Raw genomic sequence first — 20,130 nt, forward strand, 5'->3', positions numbered from 1 at the left:
AATCAAGCAGGTTTCCCATATGGTAAAGTACGAAACTATTATAAGTAGTACAGTGAAATCAATAGGAGGTTACCGCTATGACAGCTGTTTTTAAAGATATGGGGTTCCAGTTAAAAACGGAACGACTCGATCTGAATATGTGGGAGGAATCTGATGCAGTCTGGCTGAGACAATTAATTGGTGAACGTGGTGTGGACATGCCAACCATTGAATCTGTTCGTAGCTCTCTTATCGAAATGCGCAAGAAAGCAACTGAAAATGGTATTTCTCTTCTTACTATACGTAGGCGAGAAGAAGGGGATTTCATCGGATACTGTGGCTTAATCATCGGTCGTTCCACGCTTGAAGAGCCAGAGATTGCATATGAGTTGTTCCAAAGTGTTCATCGTAATGGTTATGCGACAGAGGCAGCATCAGCAGTGCTTGAGGCCGCGATCGCTACGGGGCGCCAAAGACTTTGGTCAACTGTAGGCGCTTGGAATACAGCGTCTTTCCGGGTATTAGAAAAGATAGGGTTTCATCGGCATCACAGTACGTGGGGGGAGAGCGGTGAGATTGTTTGGAACGTACGCGATCTGTAAAAATCTGACTAAATCCGGAACAAAAAAATGTAAAAGAAAACCTCTATGTTAGGTTACTTAGTAATCTAACATAGAGGTTTTTCTTTATAGTAAATATTAATTCTGTATATATTTAAGAGTAATAGTCTGTCGTTTATTTTAATTTTTTACATCTTCGAATAATTGGAGTGCCTCTTTCACATTCAATCCATTCTTCACAATGCCATGAATCGCTTGAATCATTGCAGCAGGATGTTCAGATTGCCATATGTTTCGGCCCATATCTACGCCGATTGCGCCTTCTTGCAGTGCATTGTACGTAATGTTTAATGCGTCTTCAATTGAATCGAGTTTTGGACCACCAGCGATTACAACTGGGGCAGGGCAAGTGCTGGTGATTTTTTCGAATCCTTCGCAGTAATACGTTTTAATAATGTCAGCACCCATTTCAACACATACGCGGGAAGCGAGTGCTAGAAAGCGTGCTTCACGTTTTTGTAATTCTTTCGCAACAGCGGTAATACCGAGTACTGGTAGACCGTAATCGTGAGCTTCTGAAACTACATTTGCGAGATTTGAAACAGTTTGTGTTTCATAGTCTGATCCGACGAAAACAGAAACACCGACGCCAATTGCGTTTTGTTTTACTGCTTCTTTTACTGGTGTAACAATTGTTTCATTCGCTAAATCTTTACCGACGACAGTAGCTCCACCTGAAACACGCATAACCATCGGTGTGCTGCAGTTTTCAGGAATACAGGAGCTAAGTACACCTCGAGTTAAAAAGAGGGAATCTGTGTAAGGAAGTAAGTTTTTAACTGTTTCAAGTGGCTGTTCTAGCCCGTGAATGGGTCCTAAAAAGTAGCCGTGATCTATCGCTAACATAACCGCTCTTCCATCAGGTAAAATTGTATTTAATCGATTTTTAAATCCCCAAGTCATTAGAAATCACTCCTTCGTTAATGTTGGATTTTCCGTTTGTACCGTATCTTTATTTGGTAAATGTGGTGACTTAATAAAAACTGCTTTAAAAGGTTTGTCAGAATGGTTAATAAGATAGTGAGATTCATGAGGGCGAACTTGCAATACATCGCCTTGTTTAATCGGAACTTTTTCGTTATTCACATAGAAATCAATTTCACCTTCTAATGCATAAAAGACTTCCTCGCACGTCGTATGGTAGTGATTTTGAAACTCTTGCCCAGGCTGAATGACAACAAGGCCAAGATCAATATTCGGACCGTGTATTAAATATTTCGGCCCATTATCACCGAAGCGATAGGAGAAGTCATTTTCATTCGCTTTTAACATACTTTTTCACTCCTTTATGTAATGTGTTACAGAGCACCAGGCGCAATCCACATATGTGAGGTGAGCCCTTTATCAGCTAAAGCGAGTTGACTGTTATACACAGTTTTCCATGTTTCATAGAATTCTTTATATAGTTCATGATTTTCAGTAACTGGTTCAAATGTGTGCTCCCACTGTACAAACTGTTCAGCAGTTTCTTCCATAGCTGAATATATGCCAGCGCCAACTCCAGCAGCAATCGCAGTTCCTAAAGCAGCTGCTTCTTTCACAACAGGTACTTTTACAGGAATACCAAGGACGTCCGATAAAATTTGTGGCCATAGTTTTCCTTTAGCAGCACCGCCAGCAAAAATGACTTCAGAAGGGAATGTCCCTGTGAGATTTTCTATTAATTTTAAGTTGCCAAGTGTAACGAAGGCAGCATTTTCTTCAATAGTACGGAACAGTTCCTTTTTTCCGCATTTGTCTGCATCTAAACTTAAATTTAAAAAAGAAGGTGCGGCATGACGCCAAGAAATGTAGTTCATAACATTTGAAAAAGTAGGGATAATGCCATGTGAACCAACAGGTACGTCTTTCGCTTGTTCTTCTAATAATTCATAAGCATCTACACCGAGTTTGTCAGCAAGTTTCTTTTCCTCTTGGCAAAAAGCGTCTCGAAACCAGCGCATAACAAGGCCTGGGAAAAAGGCAATCGTTTCATATTGCCAAAGGTTAGGTATAACGTGACAATTTACCCGAATGGAAGCATGTGGATCTGTTTTTGGTTCTGTAACATTGACTTCTTGTTGCCAAAAACTACCTCCGCATATTAACGTTTGATTAGGTTTCACGACTCCTGTTCCAAGTGAGGCCATTTGTGCATCTCCGCCCCCGGCGACGACAGGAATTCCTTCACATAATCCAGTTAATGCTGCACACTCTTTTGTGACGTTGCCAATTACTGTACCCGCTTCATTTACTGTTGTTGAAAATGGTAACGTTAAACCGCACTCGATAGCGACATCGTTATCCCATACTCTATTTTGCAGGTCAAAAATACCGGATGTACATCCATTTGATGGATCGATTTGCAGCACGCCGCTTAATTTATATAAAATCCAATCGTTTAACATCGTAAAAGAGTGAATAGCATTATAGACGTCTGGTTCATGTTTTTTAATCCAAAGTAGGCGGGGTAAAGCACCTAATGAAAAAGTTTGACCAGATCTTGTATATAATTCTTCTTCAAGATGTGACCGAATTTCTTTTAGTTCACTAACTTCGGCGGATGCACGCCCATCAACATTTGCACAAGCCCAAATTTCTTGCCCATCTTTATCATATAAAACAAAACCTTCTCGCATACTAGTAGCGCTAATAGCTTGAATAGAAGAGGGCGAGACATTACTTCTTTGTAAAACTTCTTTCGTGCATTGTTGTACAAGTTGCCAGTTTTCTTTTACATCAAAATTCATAGAGCCTGGATAACAAGGATCCGTTTTATGAACCCATTCTTTTTGACTAACCGCAATTTGATTACCTAGTAAATCAAAAAGAACAGCTCGAATGCTTCCTGTACCAGCATCAAAAGCTAATAAATGAGACATTAACAATCACCATCCTTTCGTAATAAGGAGAGGGCCGTTTCCTCATCGGTAATTAATGTATGAATGAACTTTCCTTTTAAGGCACCATAAATTGCATCTATCTTTTCTATACCTCCAGCAACACCAACGACATGTTTCATTTTGCGCAGAATTGTGAGCGGCGTACCAATTAGTCGATTATGATGTGGGAGCTTTAATAAATCACCATTCGTATTATAAAACTGCCCTAAAATATCGCCAGCACCGTTTTGACTACGAATATATGTCATCTCACGTAGTGTTAATTTTTCTTCTTTTACAATAGTTGCATCTTGAGATATCCCGCCAATACCAACAACTGCAGTATGAGCAAGTGAAGCGACATGAAGCATATCTTTTACACTCGGTTCTGATAGAATCCTTTGTGCCATTTCGGTTGTAGATGCTAGAAACGGCGTAGGGATAATGTGAAGATCGCCTTGCATGTAGTGTAAATAGTTTTGTTTTCTCGGGAGATAGTGATTTACTCCTCCAGTTAGCGTCACAATTGAAAGATTAATAGAAGGTTCAAAATGAATGTTTTCTAGCATTTTGCTAATCGTTTCGCCCCAGCCAATGCCGAGCAAATCGCCTTGTTGGAGCTGAGTTTCTAAATATTGTGCAGCAGCTTTTCCGAGAGAAGCGTGATAATTGTTTATTGGAGTAGGGATAATGAAAGCATCTTTTAAGTGGAATTTTTTCATTAGGTCACGCTCAATACTTAAACAGTGTAAACCAGTCCCTTTTACATGAAATGTAACGATACCTTCACTGCGCGCCTTATCTAATAATCGGACAACTTTATTTCTTGAAATGTGAAGAAGTGAAGCAATTTCCTGTTGTGTTAATTGGTCTTTATAATAGTACCAAGCTACTTTAGTTAATAAATTCTCTTCAAAGTTCAGCTGTGTCATACGCGTCATCCCTTTCAACAATTGACCACTGCTTAAACATATGTGCCATATATTTTGTTTATTCCAGTTGAAACTTGAATCAGTGGGGGGGATTCATCTCTGCAGATTATTAACTAACTTCTTTGTTCAAGCCGTATATTGAGAAGTGAGTCTTACTGCACGTTAATGTGGGATAAATAGTTGGGTGAAAAGAATATGCAAAGCCTTTATCAGTAGGGGATAGCCTAGAAGTAAGGGCGGGAAACATGTATGTCGAGAAGAGTTCTATTGATGAGGATAATTTTGGGTTGATAGTTAACATCGGCTTGTCGTTTCTTGTCGGTAAGTTGATATCCATTGTCGAATCGCTTATATAATTTCATTCACAATAATTCTTCGTCAGATAAATAAAAAAACGTCCGAATAAATCGGACGTTTTTTAATAACTTCTTTAATTATGAACCGTTTCTTTTTCATTTAATCCAAGCGTACGACCTGTAGAAGTGTGAAGGTCTTGGAACAATCTTGGATTTTCAGTTAGTGAAATGCCATAAGAAGGAATCATTTCTTTTATTTTTTCTTCCCATTCTACCATGCGGCTTGGGAAACATTTTTCTAATACTTCAAGCATGACGTGAACGGCAGTAGAGGCACCTGGTGAAGCACCTAGTAATGCAGCGATTGAGCCGTCAGCTGCACTAACAACTTCAGTACCGAATTGAAGTGTACCTTTACCGCCAGCATCAGTATCTTTAATTACTTGCACACGTTGCCCAGCAACTACAATATCCCAATCTTCACTTTTCGCGTTCGGAATGAATTCGCGTAATTCTTCCATACGTTTTTCGTGAGATAACATAACTTGCTGAATTAAGTATTTTGTTAATCCCATTTCTTTTACACCAGCAGCTAACATCGTTAAGACGTTATTTGGTTTTACAGAACCAATTAAGTCAAGGTTTGAGCCAGTTTTTAAGAACTTAGGAGAGAACCCTGCGAACGGTCCAAATAGTAAAGCTTTTTTATTGTCTATATATCTCGTATCAAGGTGAGGTACAGACATTGGCGGAGCGCCAACTTTAGCTTTACCATATACTTTCGCATGATGTTGCTCGACAACTTTTTGGTTTTTACATACCATAAATAGTCCACTTACAGGGAATCCACCAATATGTTTTGATTCAGGGATACCAGTCTTTTGTAGTAGAGGTAGACTACCGCCACCGCCGCCGATAAAGACGAATTTTGCAGTGTGATGCTCAATTTTACCACTATTCATATCGTGTACTTTTACTTCCCACAAACCATTCTTTGTGCGTTTAATATTTTCGACACTATGTTTGTAGTTTAGCTCGACATTTTTCGTTTGTAAGTAATCAAACAACATACGTGTTAATGCACCGAAGTTAACATCTGTTCCAGAATCAATCTTCGTTGCAGCCATTGGTTCGTTAGGTGTACGTCCTTCCATAATGAGTGGAAGCCATTTTTTTAATGTTTCAGGAGCATCGGAAAATTCCATACCTTGAAACAGTGGATTTTTTGAAAGCGCTTCAAAACGGTTTTTTAGAAACTCAACATTTTTTTCACCTTGTACTAAACTCATATGAGGTAGAGGCATAATGAAATCTTGTGGATTACGAATTAATTTACTTTTTACAAGATATGCCCAAAATTGTCTTGAAAGCTGGAATTGCTCATTCACTTTTACAGCCTTACTAATATCTATAGATCCGTCAGATTTTTCGGAAGTATAGTTCAGTTCGCATAGCGCAGAATGCCCTGTACCTGCATTATTCCATTCATTAGAGCTTTCTTCCCCGGCACTTGCGAGTTTTTCAAAAACTTTAATTTCCCATTCAGGTGCTAATTCTTTTAGTAATGAGCCTAACGTTGCACTCATAATTCCTGCACCAATTAAGATAACGTCTGTTTTTTGCTGCATGTTGCTCATGATAATCTCTCCATCCCCTATATTGGCAAAAAAGAGTAGGTGTTTTCTATGTCTAAGCCGTAAAAGAGAAACACCGCCTAGGCCCCACCTAGGTATTTACCTTTTTTGTCTCAATTGTATAACCATCTCATACTCTATTATAATAATTAATAGACTAAAATATCTAGTGTTATCTGATAATTTTAAACTATTTAACGTTTTATTCGCCAAAAATCTTATTTAACAAGCTCTTTTAAGGTGATAAATAGAAAAAAATCACAGTTTGAAATTATCCCGAAAAAGCTTACGTATACGAAAGTGGGTAGAATGGATACCTTTTTATGGAATTTCTGGGCTTTAAATAGTAAGATTATTCCGTGATATTAAAAAAGAGGGATACCGATGCGTACACAAGAACAAATCGCAAACTTATTTCGAAATTTTTCAATAAAGGAATGTAAAGGGTCAAGTGAATTATATGAATACTTATCAATACAAATTGCTGAAGATGAGGAAGTACTTACACTATCTTCCTATGCTCAAGTAGGCCAACCAGTCCCAAGCTTACTATTAGGAGCCGTACATTATTTATTACTAACAGGGAAAGAACATCCTTTAAAAACGTATTACAGTAGTTTAGTTGAAAATAAGAATACAAATTTAGATAAAGCTTTTGATCATTTTAAAGATTTCTGTAAAACGTACCGAGAAGAAATCATTACTTTATTACAAACGAAACTCGTTCAAACGAATGAAGTAAGGCGATGTGCGTACTTATACCCAAGTTTCTGTTACATATTTAATAAAGTGAAAAAGCCGTTAGCGTTAATTGAAATTGGAACAAGTTCTGGATTACAACTGTTCTGGGATCAATATAACTATTCGTACGGAACAGATGAAACATACGGAAATATAAATTCAAATGTGCATGTAACTTCTGAAATAGTAGGGGAGAATGTGCCTCATTTTCTAAAAGAAAGTCCAGCTGTCGTGGAAAGAATTGGACTAGACTTACATGTTAATAATTTACATAGTGATGAAGATTATTTATGGCTACGTGCACTCATTTGGCCAGAGCATAAAGAAAGACTTGAAATGTTTGAACAAGCAGCATCTTTAGTGAAAACTGAATCTGTTCAATTAATAGAAGGAGACGGTGTGGAGCTATTGCCATCTATCATCGAACAAATAAGTAAAGATGCTGTAATCTGTATTTTCCATACACACGTCGCAAATCAAATACCTGAACAAGTAAAACGTAAGTTAGAAAAACAAATCCAAGAAATCGGTGCAAAACGTGATGTATTCCACCTATATAACAACATGTGGGACCGGGACCTTCATATTGATTATTATATTAACGGAAACGAATATCGTGAAACGGTTGGAGAAACCGAAGGGCATGGGAGATGGTTTAGCTGGAAGCTTGGGGAGGAGACGCTTTGCTAGTGTTTCTTCAAAATAAAAATAGCTAATGGGACTATACCATTAGCTATTTTTTATTACATTCATCGGGAATGCAAGTGGAGATATCATTACAAGGTGCAGCAACTACAAGCGAATCCTCACATTGGACACCAGCTTGCCAACATTCATAATCATCATGAAAACCATTTACATAAATAATTTGTCCGTTCCTTAATGTAATGATTAAATGAGGGCTTTCTATGCCGAGTTGTATATCGGTAACTTTTTGTCTTCTTATCTTAAATATTCTTTCATATTCTGCTTCCTCAGAATAACCTTCAAATTCATCTTCATTTAATGGGTATCTTTTTTGAGGTTTATTAAATAAACACCATTTCGTCTCGATATTGATATATAATTGCCCCTCATAATGAACAGGATCATGAAAATTTGTAAAATGAATTTTTATTGCGGTTGAAGAAATTCCAAATTGTAATCCATCAACTTGCGCTCCTATGAATAGATTTTTTAGTACGTTTTTAGCGTGAATTTTACCCTCTAAATTCATTCTTAAAATCCTCTTTTCCTTAAAAATATAACTTATATTTTTATTGTAATAAATAAATTTCCATGTAAAATGAACTTTTTGTGAGAAACGGGCGAATATAGTGTGAAAGATCATGAGAGGGGAACGCAATTTTGGATGAAGTACAATTAAAAGAATGGCTGTATAAAATGGAGTCTGGGGACCAAGAAGCCTTTCAAGTTATTTATGAATACACATGTAAAGATATTTATAAAACAGTAGTATTTTTAGTAGGAAGTCAAAACGAAGATGTAGACGATATAGTAAATGAAGTGTACATACACATGTGGAAGTCCGTAACAAACTATGATATAAATTGTTCGTTTCGATTTTGGTTACATGGACTAGTTGTGAAGCGAGTACAGGATTGGCGTCGTAAATCGTGGCGAAGGTTTCGGATTTTTGAAAAGAAAAAAATGTATGAACAAGATCGCTCTTACATAATGCATGAAGATATTTTACATAAGGAAACACGTAATGAATTAGTGGAGATTGTACACAAATTATCTTATAAGCATCGTGAAGTAATAATTATGCGTTACTTCCATGAATATAGTATGGAGGAAATTGCTGCACTTCTTCAAATCCCTATCGGTACAGTGAAATCCCGGTTACATACTGCACTAAAACGATTAAGAGCTGAAATGGAACATATGCCAGACATAAGAGAGGGAGAAGTAAATGGATTTTGAAAAATATGTAACGAATGAATTGAAAAGAAAAGCAGCGAATATAGAGACTTCTCCTAATCTGGAAGATAAAGTACAAGCTTCTTTTTATAAATACCAAAAGATGAGGAACAAAGAGAAAACTTCTATGAAGAAAAAGTTATTACTTGGCTTTGTTGCTGCTGCTATTTTAATACCGACTGGTACTTTTGCAGGTACAACATTAATGGATAAAATTGTAGGGACACCAGAAAAAGCAAGGCAAGATATGGGAATGACTGAGGATGGTTATAATTTAGTAATGGAACGTATAGAAATTGCTAAAAGTATATTTACAGAAGAGGACTTTGAAAAGTATGTAGCTTTATTACAGGAAACGTACCATTTTTATAAGAAAGTAAGTGTCGTAGAGAATGGTGAGAGACAATATACAGCTACAAATCGTTTAAATGCTGATGAAGAAAAAAGAGATAGAGAAGTAATGGAACAATTAAATATATATGAAGAAAGAATAGATCAACATTTTACCTATACATTTGAACAAGCTGAAAAAATAACTGGTTTTCCAATCAAGCATCCAACATATATTCCGGTTGGACATCAATTAGTATTTGAAGAAGTAAAAGCAGAAGCGACATTAGACAAACCTATGCCGTTTATTATGATGAGATATGAAAATCGTAATGTAAAAAAAGAGCCACATACTTCAGATGTAGAATTAGGTTTTACAATTCATCAATTAGAAATCGTTAAGGGAGAATATAAAGATTTCTTTCTTGATAGACCATTTGATAAACCAGCTAAAAGAGGACATAATTTTACTGGAGATATAAAAAAATATACATTAAATGGCTATGACGTAACATTCGGTGAATATAAAGAATCGAATGTACGGGCTATGAAGATAGTGGTACCTGCAAAAGAAGGGAAAAATGCATATCAAATCTATATAAATGGTAGTATGCTTTCTAAAAAAGAGCTTGAGAAAGTTTTACTTTCGATGGTTGAATAGGACGTTATATGTAAAGAAATGCTACTTTTAGTTCAAATGTAGCATTTCTTTTTTATGTAGTTAAATATTTATACTCAAAATCTCCCCAGGCAATCCATCAATCTCGCAAATTTTCTCCGATGTAAAACCTACTACATGTATTAAAACTTTACGTGAGGGGATATTGCTCGTATCAATAATTGATTTTAGAACGTTTATGTCTGTCTGCTTCGCTATATTCATTAGTTCCTTTGCAATCCTACTACTATACCTTTTTTCCCAGTGCTCTGGCAAAATTATATAACCAATTTCAGCCTCTTTAACATTATCCTCGTTTACCGTAACATGTCTAAGACCAACATATTCATTTGTAATAGAATCATATATTTTATAAGAGCCGAATAGTTGATGGTTTTCATTGTGCTTTAGGCTTTCACTTTATAAAAATTGTTTTTGCATTGCAAGAATTTTGATTGGGTGTTAAAGGTGTTATTAATTTTTGGTTATTTGTGAGCATACAATATGTAATTAAGTAAAGGAGAAGCATAGTAATTAAAGAAAAAGGTGAATGAAGCATATGAATCCATTTGAGCAAATGATGTACGTTGGTGTCATTATGTCTATTGTACTATCTGTAATGATTTTAGGATCTTTATATTATAATCCTCGTCTTTCGTTAACTGAATATCCGAAAGATATTCAAAAGGTAGTTTTTCCAAAATCGATTCATGAAAAAAAGCAAACAATCTACTTTAATATTGCATATAATGCTATTCTTTTCGGTACGCCTGTCGTTTCTACATATATACTACATAAACATGAAAAATTATTATATGTTGATGCCTATTTACATACTTTTGGTATTTTAATGATTTTCAATTTAGTAGATTTGTTTATAATTGATTGGCTAATCTTTTGCTGGATTACCCCAAGATTTGTTGTTATTCCTAGTACAGAAGGGATGAAGGGTTATAAAGATTATAAGTTTCATTTAAGAGGGGCTATAGTCGGAACAAAATTTTTAGCAATCGTAAGTTTGTTTTTGGCAGGAATTGTGACAACTATTTAGTATGAAGAGTTTTTAGAAGATAGTGAGATTTATAATATATAGAATTAAAAATGAGAATTTGATAGTATTGGAGTAAGGAGTTTTAATAGCAGCATATTAAGTCGTATTAATATGCTGCTGCAAATGCTTTCCTAATTTTATGGAAGCATTTGATAGAATTCAAAAAAAATAATGGAGGCTAATATGAAAAAAATAATTGGCGCAGCAACAGCAACTGTTTTTGGATTGGGAGCATTTACTACAACTGCTACCGCAGAAACAATCGTAACAGCAGATGTACTCAACGTACGTGAAAAACCGACTACTGAATCAAAAGTTGTCAAAAAAGTAAAAGAAGGAGAAAAGTTAAAGGTTATACATACGGAAGAAGGATGGTCCAAAATTGATTTAAATGGTAAAGAAGTCTTTGTAAGTGCGGAGTTTACAAAAGATGTGTATTATGTAACAGCGAATTTGTTAAATGTCCGTTCTGATGCAAGTACAGAATCAGAAATACTTGGCAGACTAAAAACAAATGATGTAATTGAATCAACGCATCAAGTAAAAGACGGTTGGTTACAATTTGAGTATAAAGGAAAAACAGCTTATGTTAATGTTTCTTTCCTATCAAGTACAGCACCAGTTGAAAAAACAGCTAAAGAGAAAACGAAGCAAGTAGCGAAAGTACACAAAACAGCTAAAGCTAAGGATGAAGTTAAAGCACAAAAGATAGCAAAGCCTAAGGAAGAAGCGAAAGTACAAAAAGTAACAAAGCCTAAAGAAGAAGTGAAAGTACAAGAAGTAGCAAAGCCTAAAGAAGAAGTGAAAGTACAAGAAGTAGCAAAGCCTAAGGAAGAAGCGAAAGTACAAAAAGTAACAAAGCCTAAAGAAGAAGTGAAAGTACAAGAAGTAGTAAAGCCTAAGGAAGAAGTGAAAATACAAGAAGTAGTAAAGCCAAAAGAAGAAGTGAAAGTACAAGAAGTAGTAAAGCCAAAAGAAGAAGTGAAGGTACAAGAAGTAGTAAAGCCTAAGGAAGAAGTGAAGGTACAAGAAGTAGTAAAGCCTAAAGAAGACGTGAAAGCCCAAGAAGAAGCAAAAGCTAAGGAAGAGGCCGAAGCAAGAGAAATAGCAAAGGCTAAAGAAGAAGAGAAAGCAAGGGAAATAGCAAAGGCTAAAGAAGAGGCCGAAGCAAGAGAAATAGCAAAGGCTAAAGAAGAAGAGAAAGCAAGGGAAATAGCAAAGGCTAAAGAAGAGGCCGAAGCAAGAGAAATAGCAAAGGCTAAAGAAGAGGCCGAAGCAAGAGAAATAGCAAAGGCTAAAGAAGAAGAGAAAGCAAGGGAAATAGCAAAGGCTAAAGAAGAAGAGAAAGCAAGAGAAATAGCAAAGGCTAAAGAAGAAGAGAAAGCAAAGGAAATAGCCAAAGCAAAAGAAGAAGAGAAAGCAAGAGAAATAGCAAAGGCTAAGGAAGAAGCAAAAGCAAGAGAAATAGCAAAGGCTAAGGAAGAAGCAAAAGCAAGAGAAGAGTCTAAAAATAACATACAGTCTGCTAAACGTGAATTAACGGTAGTTGCGACAGCATATACTGCTGATCCAAGTGAAAATGGTACATATGGTGGACGTGTTTTAACTGCGATGGGGCATGATTTAACGGCTAATCCGAATATGAGAATTATCGCAGTAGATCCGAAAGTAATCCCATTAGGATCTAAAGTATGGGTAGAAGGTTATGGCGAAGCAATTGCTGGTGATACTGGAAGTGCTATTAAAGGAAATCGTATTGATGTTTTAATGGGTTCAAAAAGTAAGGCTATGAATTGGGGAAGACAAACTGTTAAAGTTAAAATTCTTTAATAAATAAAGTTATCTAGATAGAAGTCAGTTCTCTTTATTGAGACTGGCTTTTATTTTTGTATCGCAACATCATTAAGAATCGCATCAAATATATCTTTTTGCGTGAAGGTATCTGTAAAAATAGTTTCTCTAGCAACTTCAATTGTATCGTGCAGATTATACCATTTTTGTAGGGAATCCTCACCAAATTCATGCCGTTTTTCCCTTGTGTTATGTCGTCGAATCGTTTCTTTTAATGATAAATCAAAGTAATATGTGTAGGCGTTTCCTTCAAAAAATGTATTAATTCTGTCAGCATTTCACCGTATCTTCGACTGTTTAAAATACCTTCTAAAATAACAAACTCACATTTTCCTTTTCCGTACTTCGTAATTTCAAATAGTAAATCATGCGATAAATTCCCCATTGTGTCGTGTACGCTAAGCATATCTCTACGTACAACATCTTGTGATACTAAAAGTGTACCTTGTCCGAAATGTTCTTGTAGTTGCTTTGCGATTGTTGTTTTCCCACTTGCGGAGTTTCCTCTAAGAATGATTAATGTTGATTTATGTATAGGATTAGACATAATGAATTCCCCCAGCACGAATGATTATATAGAAAATTTTAAAAAATAAACTATGGAAAGTGTATAATTAATAGGATGGAAATAAAAAGGTGGGAGCTAGATGGAACATGAATTAAATAAGGCGCAGCTGATTTGGAAACGGACATGGTTTCGCTATCTAGGGGCATTTATAATTGTTCAATTACTATTTATTATTTGTGAAATTACAGGATGGACACCAAATTTTAAGCCAAGTGGATAGTTTTTAAATAGAATTTTACATTCTGAATTTTTCACGGAATGGTTCACTCCATATGAAATTCCTCATTTTAATGTGTTTACAGCATTTTTTGCGATTACATTGTTACCATACGCACTAATAGGTGCAATGAAAGATTTCACAACAAGAAAAAATATAAATAATTAAAAAGAGGTACTATATGCTATTTCAAAAAGATAATATATCGATTAGATACGTAATAGAAGAGGATGCACCAATCATTTCAAAATGGTTAACAGACCCAGAAGTCTTGCGGTATTACGAAGGACGCGATAATCCGCAATCTGTAGAGATGGTACTGGATCATTTCATACATAATCCAAACAGTCATGAAAAAAGATGTTTAATAGAGTTTGATACCATTCCAATCGGTTACATACAAATGTACCCAATTGATTCTGAGTGGAAAACATTATATGGCTATGAAGAATCGCAACATGTATGGGGGATGGATCAATTTATCGGGGAGCCTACTTATTGGGAAAAAGGAATTGGAACGAAACTCGTTCAGGCAGCAATTACATATATAATGGAGAACACGAGAGCAGAAGCAATCGCAATGGATCCGAAAGTAAATAATGAACGTGCGTTAAAATGTTATGAAAAATGCGGATTTAAAAAGGTGAAGATTTTAAAAGAACATGAGCTGCATGAGGGGAAATTAGAGGATTGTTGGATGATGGAGTATAAATCTATAGGAGGATAGGTGATAGAAATGAAGGCGCTACTTGTATTAGATATGCAGAAGGCGATTTTAGAGTGTAAAGATTTTTCTGTTGAAAAAGAGTTAATCACAAATCTTTTAAAACGATTTAAAGCGGAAAATGAACCTATTATTTTCTTAAAACACCGAGATAATAATCCAGAAAGTACTTTGTATTTTGAAGCAGCCGGCAGTGAATTAGTAGAAGAATATGCCGAGTTTGCGGATTATGTAGTTGAGAAGACAACACCTAGTGCTTTTAAAGGTACAAGTGTTGAAGAAGTATTAACAAAACATAAAGTTGATCATGTCGTAATCGTTGGATTTAATACGGAATTTTGCTGTTTATTTACAAGTATCGCTGCTTTTGAAAAAGGCTATAAAGTTACGCTCATTGAAGATGGGACAGGAACTGCTAACGATGAAGAAGTATATGAAATGCCTGGGCTTGATATAAAAGATTTTATCGGATCAGTTTTGAATTGGTCTAATGTAATTGAAGTTTTGTATTATGATGAATATATAGAGACATATACAAACAAAGGGAGCTGCGCGAAATGAAAAAAGCATTACTAGTAATTGATGTGCAAGCAGGTATGTATACAGCAGGAATGCCAGTACATAATGGGGAAAAGTTTTTAGAAATATTGCAAGAGCTTATTGGGGAATGTCGTTCAAATGATATTCCAGTTATTTATGTACAACATAACGGACCAAAAGATCATCCGTTAGAAAAAGGTACAGAGGGCTGGAAAGTGCATGAGGCGATTGCTCCGCAAAAAGGGGATCGTATCGTTGAAAAGACGACGCCAGATTCTTTCCATAAGACAAACTTAGACGAAGTATTACAAGAAAAAGGCATTGAACACGTTATTATTTCAGGAATGCAAACAGAGTACTGTGTGGATACGACAACGCGAAGAGCGTTTAGTGAAGGTTATAAAGTAACGTTAGTGAGTGATGCACATAGTACGTTTCATACAGACGTGTTACGTGCGGAAGACATTGTAAAGCATCATAATGTAGTGTTTGGAGCGTTTGCTAATGTTGTTGCATTAAAAGATTTGAAAGAAACTGTCTCTAAATAAGAGGCAGTTTTTTTATTAGAAGAAATCATGTCGATAAGTCGATATAATTTCACGTACCATAATGAAAACATGAAAAAGGAGCACCACATAATTAAAAAGGGCGCTCCTGCATCAAAATGTTATTTCTTCTTATCTTTATCCAATACATTCTGTTCTTCAGCAAATTCCGTACCATATGCAAAGCGGCGATTAATATGAATGTTATCGTTGTTGTGCCTTGTGTGTGAGTTAGAAAAGCGATGAACGATTACTTCAGATAATGTAAAGACAGTAGCGGAAAGGAAACTCCCCCATGCAATTTGCATGTAATTGTCTAATAAAATATTACCGAAAATCCATACGCTTAAATACGTTAGTAAGAAATCCGACATAATGGCACCGGTATTGCCTATTCGGTTTAATATGATTTTATCGACGAACATATAGGAAACGATTGTAACAAAGAGACTAAATGAAATAATTTGGACGAACGTTGCAGGGAAAAATAAAGCGAGTCCAATACTAAATGCGATAATGCACGATATAAATTTGATAAGTACTACAGTAAAACCATTCAATATTTACACCTCCGATTTATACATAGTTTTACAATAAATTTAGGAGTTCATACATTGTAACGAATATATTTACATAAAACTTTTTCATGTTCGTTTTTTGTCTAAATATTAAAAAAACAAAGAAAAAATGTTATAGTAAAATGAGAGTATATGACATTTTTAGGTAAGGGGGAATCCATGATGTGGATTACTTCAGAAGTAGAAATTCCAGAGGAGTTAATTGATCATCTTGAACAAGGAAAGTTAGTACTATTTGTTGGAGCGGGAGTTTCTATGAAAGGGAAATCAAACTTACCGAATTTTGATGATCTAGTTGATGAGATTGCGAAAACGTTATATGTAGAAACGCGTGAAATAACAGAACCTCATGATTATTATCTTGGTAAAATTGCGAAAACAAAAGATATACATCAAGTTGCAAGAGATTTAGTTCATATTGAAAAATCAAAGCCGAATCCGCTTCATTATGCGATTCCGAGGTTGTTTCCTTTAGATACGGAAGTCCGCATTGTCACGACAAATTTTGATCGGCATTTTACAACTGCGATGAAAGAAATGAATAGAGAATTAAACGTATATTACGCACCTGCGTTACCTACAGGTAGAGCGTTTAAAGGACTCGCTTACATACATGGCAATATAGAACAAGAGAAAGAAGCTTTAATTTTAACAGATGGTGATTTTGGAAGGGCTTACTTGACCGAAGGCTGGGCAAGAAGATTTTTAGTTGATTTATTCTCGAATTATACTGTTTTATTCGTTGGATATAGCCATAATGACCCAGTAATGAAATATTTGGCTACTGGTTTACCGCCAAGTACAAGGCGTTATGCATTTGTTGCACAAGGGGAAAATACGTACCATTGGGAGCATTTAGGAATACGGCCGATTGTATACCCGAATAAAGGTAATAATCATCAATCTCTTGTTAAAGCAGTGAAGCGATGGGCAGAATTAATGGGAGATAATTATATTACAAAACGAATGCGAATTCGTGACATAGTAACAGTTCCACCGTCAGTAGAGCAGGAACAATTATCATACATAAAACAATCCATAAAAAAAATTGAAACAGTCCGCTACTTTGTTGAATTTGCTCATGATTATGAATGGGTGGAATGGCTTGAAGCAGAAGGGAAATTACAAAATTTATTTTTAGTTACATCAAACGATAATGAGGTAGATGAATTACTTGCAGAATGGTTGGTGGAACAATTTCTTTTTAGTCATCAAAAAGAATTATTTCAATTAATTTTTAAAAATCATTCTAAAATATCTCCGTTATTATGGAGAACAATTTGTAGCTACTTAAACGAAACGAAAATTAAAATGGACCCGTTGTTGTTTGCAAGATGGACACTTCTTTTATTAGAAACAGCTGAAAAAGATAGTAAATCTATTGAAAAAATTTCTTGCTTACTGCAAAAATGTTCTTTTCCTGAGCATAAAGAAATTGCTTTATTATTACTAACGTTTATTTTGGACGGAAAACTGAAATTGAAGCGGGAAAGAAAATGGGGAAATGATACGCAAGAATCAATAGAACTTGAGGAATCGAGTCGTTTACCAGTGTCTACATTTTCTTATGTGGAGCAAATTTGGAATGAGAAGATGAAACCTCATATTTCCTATTACGCCGTACCAATTATGATGATGGGAATAGAGAAGATGCGAATGTTATCACTACGACAAACGGCACTGAAAAAAAAGGATAAGGAAAATGTTGAAAAAGAGTTTCAGCAAAATGATCTTGCATTTTTAATTCAAATTGTAAAAGAGTGTTTAGCCTATTTGTGTGAAAAAAATGAAAAAAAAGCAAATTATTATATTACAGAAATGATAGAAGCAAACAGCATGCTTCAGAACCGAATTGCAATTGATGCGATGAATAAAAATATATTCGTTAGCGCCGATGCCAAAATGAAATGGTTGTTACAGGAAGGACTTCTTTTAGATGTCACGTATAAACATGAAGTTTTTCAACTTATAAAAAATCATTTCGCACACTCTTTAGAAAAAACAAAGGAAGTGGTTATTCAAATTGTATTGAAGGACCTTGCAGAGGAGAGAGCATTTGATGCTTGTTTAGTTTTAGATTTATTATTCACTTGTGATTCGAATAGTCCATCTACAGCAAAAGGTTATGAGGTAATGAAGCAAAAACATCCTCACTTTCATTCTGATCGATATAGTGTACAAAAGAAAGAGACGGCAGATCAAAGTATTACTTGTAATGTAACTGCTGATGGATTATTGCAGTTGAAAGACGATGAAATTATGAAGCAAGTTCGTCAATTTTCTCAAGATGGTGTTTTTGAACAACGCCATTTTTTAGAGATGTTATCGAAAGCATGTAAGTTGAATACAGAATGGAGTATTTCATTTGCCTATCAATTAGTTGGTATGCACGAAATAAGTAATGAAGTATGGTTTGTTTGTATTAGAGAGTGGCGAAATAATCGAGGATTGACAAATAAACAAATCCAAAAAGTAATTCCGCTATTACAGAAATTTGTTAGAAATACTTCTTTTCATTGGTTAATTAGTAGCTTTCTATATGAAATTAGTAATCGATTAGAAGAGTTAGAGGAAAATAGTATACGCAATGTGAAACGTTTTGCTTTTTCGGTATTCCCTCAAGTAATGAAAAGTGATACAGATTTTAAGCTTGGAAAACAAGACTTTTACAATGAATCGATTCAGCATCCTGTTGGAAAAATGACAGCTGTATTATTAAAACTGTTATCATATGATCATTTATACGATCGTAATGTATATGAATATTTATTTTTATTTGAAGAACAAGTAAGAGTTAGTAAAGAACGGACAAATTTTATGTTAGCTCGTTTAGTAGCAGATGTTACATTTCTTTATCATATTGAGAAGCAATGGTGCCGAAAATATTTGTTACCGTGCTTAGATTTAAAGAAAGAAAATGAGATTACGAAATATGCATGGGCAGGCTTATGTTACACGCAAATCAATTTACCTTTATTTACAGAAATGAAACGATTTATTAAGTATGCGGTAGAACATTTGGAAGTATTACATCCGCATACGAGGGAAGCTTTCTTGAAATGGCTCAGTTTTGTATTTATTAAATGTGTACTATATTGGGAGCAAAAAACAGATTGGTTATACCCGTTACTTATACATGAAAATGAAGAAAATAAAATTAAATTTATGCAGTTTTTATGCTATTACGTCAAAACGTTAAGTGCAAAAGAACAACAAAAATTTTGGGCATCTTGGCTCAGTGTATTTTTGCGAGAGCGACCGAAAATGGGTGAAATCACAGCTAGAGAATATGTAATGCTTTTGCGTATTATTTTATTTATGGATGAAATAGTAGAAAGAGGATTATCTATAATAAAAACATTTTCAGGTTTGGTTGGAAAAGGGAATCAAACGGAGTTAAAACAGTTGTTTAATGAAATACTTGAAAAGACAGAAAGTATAAAAATGTATAAAGAATTGTATGCAAATGTATTTTTCACTTTACTACAAACGCTTCAAGAAGCCGATTTACTTGAAAATGAAATCATTCAAATAAAAGAAATATTAATCCAGTATGGAGTAGAAAAATATGTATTAAATGCAATAGATAATGAGATAATTCGCATCGGAATTGTTATGGAGAATTTACAAGAAGAAATGTAGGGCGGAAGTGGAATTTTAAAAAAAATATAAAAAGTTGTTGACAGTGTTTTGAAAAGCGTTCTATAATACGAATCATACTTATTCAATTTCAAAAACATTTGAATAAACAAAGTGCAATGAAGAGATCACAGTAGTGGTTAGTCTTACTGTAACAGAGAGCTGGTGGTTGGTGTGAACCAGTACAGGGATAATCATGAATTACAGTCTTGGAGCATCTTTTTCGTAGTAAAGATAGTATTGTCTTTATGAAGAAAAAGCGGTCAATTGATCGTTAACAGTGAAGAGAGGTAGACGGAAAGTTAGTCTACAACTAGGGTGGTACCGCGATAAATATCGTCCCTACTGATTTATTCAGTAGGGACTTTTTGTATTTTAGTGGTCTAACTTGAAAATTAAATATATATGCGTTGAAAGGAAAAGCAGTAGTTGTTGTTTCCCTG

17 protein-coding genes, 3 pseudogenes and 2 other annotated features (1 of these 22 cut by a window edge) are annotated in these 20,130 nt (G+C 35.1%); of the genes and pseudogenes, 11 read left to right on the forward strand and 9 right to left on the reverse strand.

Annotated elements, in window-relative coordinates; translation table 11 throughout:
• The first annotated feature begins 77 nt into the window (after window positions 1-77).
• The gene (locus tag QCI46_RS12810) at window positions 78-581 is read left to right on the forward strand and encodes a GNAT family N-acetyltransferase (RefSeq protein WP_353840437.1); all 504 of its coding nucleotides are present in this window, start codon (window positions 78-80) and stop codon (window positions 579-581) included.
• A 138-nt stretch (window positions 582-719) separates the two neighbouring features.
• On the opposite strand, the gene lsrF is transcribed toward QCI46_RS12810, so the two are convergent.
• The 5 genes from lsrF to QCI46_RS12835 all read right to left on the reverse strand — a co-directional run bounded on the left by lsrF (window position 720) and on the right by QCI46_RS12835 (window position 6,325).
• Window positions 720-1,502, reverse strand: a complete 783-nt coding sequence (gene lsrF, locus QCI46_RS12815; protein ID WP_000219776.1) for a 3-hydroxy-5-phosphonooxypentane-2,4-dione thiolase — start codon at window positions 1,500-1,502, stop codon at window positions 720-722.
• Window positions 1,503-1,508: 6 nt separating this feature from the next.
• Window positions 1,509-1,871 (reverse strand): cupin domain-containing protein, encoded by a 363-nt coding sequence (locus tag QCI46_RS12820; RefSeq protein ID WP_353840438.1) that lies wholly within the window; start codon window positions 1,869-1,871, stop codon window positions 1,509-1,511.
• Between the two features lie 26 nt (window positions 1,872-1,897).
• Window positions 1,898-3,460, reverse strand: coding sequence for an autoinducer-2 kinase (gene lsrK, locus QCI46_RS12825; RefSeq protein WP_353840439.1), 1,563 nt, complete (start codon window positions 3,458-3,460; stop codon window positions 1,898-1,900).
• A complete protein-coding gene (locus QCI46_RS12830) occupies window positions 3,460-4,392 on the reverse strand; it encodes a sugar-binding transcriptional regulator (RefSeq protein WP_353840440.1) in 933 nt (310 codons plus the stop codon). Before QCI46_RS12830 ends, lsrK begins: the two co-directional genes overlap by 1 nt.
• A gap of 430 nt (window positions 4,393-4,822) precedes the next feature.
• Window positions 4,823-6,325, reverse strand: coding sequence for a malate:quinone oxidoreductase (locus QCI46_RS12835; protein ID WP_000069156.1), 1,503 nt, complete (start codon window positions 6,323-6,325; stop codon window positions 4,823-4,825).
• A gap of 381 nt (window positions 6,326-6,706) precedes the next feature.
• On the opposite strand from QCI46_RS12835, the gene QCI46_RS12840 reads away from it, so the two are divergent.
• Window positions 6,707-7,753 (forward strand): DUF2332 domain-containing protein, encoded by a 1,047-nt coding sequence (locus tag QCI46_RS12840; protein ID WP_353840441.1) that lies wholly within the window; start codon window positions 6,707-6,709, stop codon window positions 7,751-7,753.
• Between the two features lie 43 nt (window positions 7,754-7,796).
• On the opposite strand, the gene QCI46_RS12845 is transcribed toward QCI46_RS12840, so the two are convergent.
• Window positions 7,797-8,279, reverse strand: coding sequence for a hypothetical protein (locus tag QCI46_RS12845; RefSeq protein WP_353840442.1), 483 nt, complete (start codon window positions 8,277-8,279; stop codon window positions 7,797-7,799).
• A gap of 131 nt (window positions 8,280-8,410) precedes the next feature.
• Here QCI46_RS12845 and QCI46_RS12850 point away from each other — a divergent pair, with 131 nt between their 5' ends.
• On the forward strand, window positions 8,411-8,989 hold the full coding sequence (locus QCI46_RS12850) for a sigma-70 family RNA polymerase sigma factor (RefSeq protein WP_353840443.1): 579 nt from the start codon (window positions 8,411-8,413) through the stop codon (window positions 8,987-8,989).
• A complete protein-coding gene (locus tag QCI46_RS12855; protein WP_353840444.1) occupies window positions 8,979-9,977 on the forward strand; it encodes a hypothetical protein in 999 nt (332 codons plus the stop codon). The genes QCI46_RS12850 and QCI46_RS12855 overlap by 11 nt, the downstream gene beginning before the upstream one ends.
• Before the next feature lie 60 nt (window positions 9,978-10,037).
• Here the strand turns inward: QCI46_RS12855 and QCI46_RS12860 are convergent.
• Window positions 10,038-10,385, reverse strand: a pseudogene (locus QCI46_RS12860) (GNAT family N-acetyltransferase); the annotation flags it as partial.
• Between the two features lie 148 nt (window positions 10,386-10,533).
• Between QCI46_RS12860 and QCI46_RS12865 the strand changes: the two are divergent.
• Window positions 10,534-11,025 carry a nitroreductase gene (locus tag QCI46_RS12865; RefSeq protein WP_075307578.1) on the forward strand — a complete coding sequence of 164 codons (492 nt, stop codon included), beginning with the start codon at window positions 10,534-10,536 and terminating at the stop codon, window positions 11,023-11,025.
• A 183-nt stretch (window positions 11,026-11,208) separates the two neighbouring features.
• The gene (entB, locus tag QCI46_RS12870) at window positions 11,209-12,855 is read left to right on the forward strand and encodes a cell wall-binding protein EntB (protein ID WP_353840445.1); all 1,647 of its coding nucleotides are present in this window, start codon (window positions 11,209-11,211) and stop codon (window positions 12,853-12,855) included.
• Window positions 12,856-12,905: 50 nt separating this feature from the next.
• Here entB and QCI46_RS12875 read toward each other — a convergent pair.
• Window positions 12,906-13,423 (reverse strand): annotated as a pseudogene (locus QCI46_RS12875) (kinase).
• A 100-nt stretch (window positions 13,424-13,523) separates the two neighbouring features.
• Between QCI46_RS12875 and QCI46_RS12880 the strand changes: the two are divergent.
• From QCI46_RS12880 to QCI46_RS12895, 4 genes and pseudogenes are all read left to right on the forward strand, one after another.
• A pseudogene (locus tag QCI46_RS12880) lies at window positions 13,524-13,829 on the forward strand (YfzA family protein).
• A gap of 13 nt (window positions 13,830-13,842) precedes the next feature.
• Window positions 13,843-14,388: a GNAT family N-acetyltransferase gene (locus tag QCI46_RS12885; protein WP_353840446.1), complete on the forward strand. Its 546-nt coding sequence runs from the start codon at window positions 13,843-13,845 to the stop codon at window positions 14,386-14,388.
• A gap of 9 nt (window positions 14,389-14,397) precedes the next feature.
• A complete protein-coding gene (locus QCI46_RS12890) occupies window positions 14,398-14,946 on the forward strand; it encodes an isochorismatase family protein (protein WP_353841867.1) in 549 nt (182 codons plus the stop codon).
• The gene (locus QCI46_RS12895; RefSeq protein ID WP_353840447.1) at window positions 14,943-15,473 is read left to right on the forward strand and encodes a cysteine hydrolase family protein; all 531 of its coding nucleotides are present in this window, start codon (window positions 14,943-14,945) and stop codon (window positions 15,471-15,473) included. The genes QCI46_RS12890 and QCI46_RS12895 overlap by 4 nt, the downstream gene beginning before the upstream one ends.
• A 119-nt stretch (window positions 15,474-15,592) precedes the next feature.
• Here the strand turns inward: QCI46_RS12895 and QCI46_RS12900 are convergent, their stop codons facing one another.
• On the reverse strand, window positions 15,593-16,030 hold the full coding sequence (locus QCI46_RS12900; protein WP_001013096.1) for a YndM family protein: 438 nt from the start codon (window positions 16,028-16,030) through the stop codon (window positions 15,593-15,595).
• Between the two features lie 180 nt (window positions 16,031-16,210).
• Between QCI46_RS12900 and QCI46_RS12905 the strand changes: the two genes are divergently transcribed.
• Entirely contained in the window at window positions 16,211-19,690 is a 3,480-nt protein-coding gene (locus tag QCI46_RS12905) for a DUF4020 domain-containing protein (RefSeq protein ID WP_353841868.1), read from the forward strand.
• A 107-nt stretch (window positions 19,691-19,797) separates the two neighbouring features.
• Window positions 19,798-20,034, forward strand: a binding site (T-box leader).
• A gap of 54 nt (window positions 20,035-20,088) precedes the next feature.
• Window positions 20,089-20,130: a binding site (T-box leader), on the forward strand (it continues 194 nt past the right edge of the window).

This window comes from Bacillus cereus group sp. RP32, from assembly GCF_040459735.1.
In the GTDB taxonomy this organism is placed as follows: domain Bacteria; phylum Bacillota; class Bacilli; order Bacillales; family Bacillaceae_G; genus Bacillus_A; species Bacillus_A wiedmannii.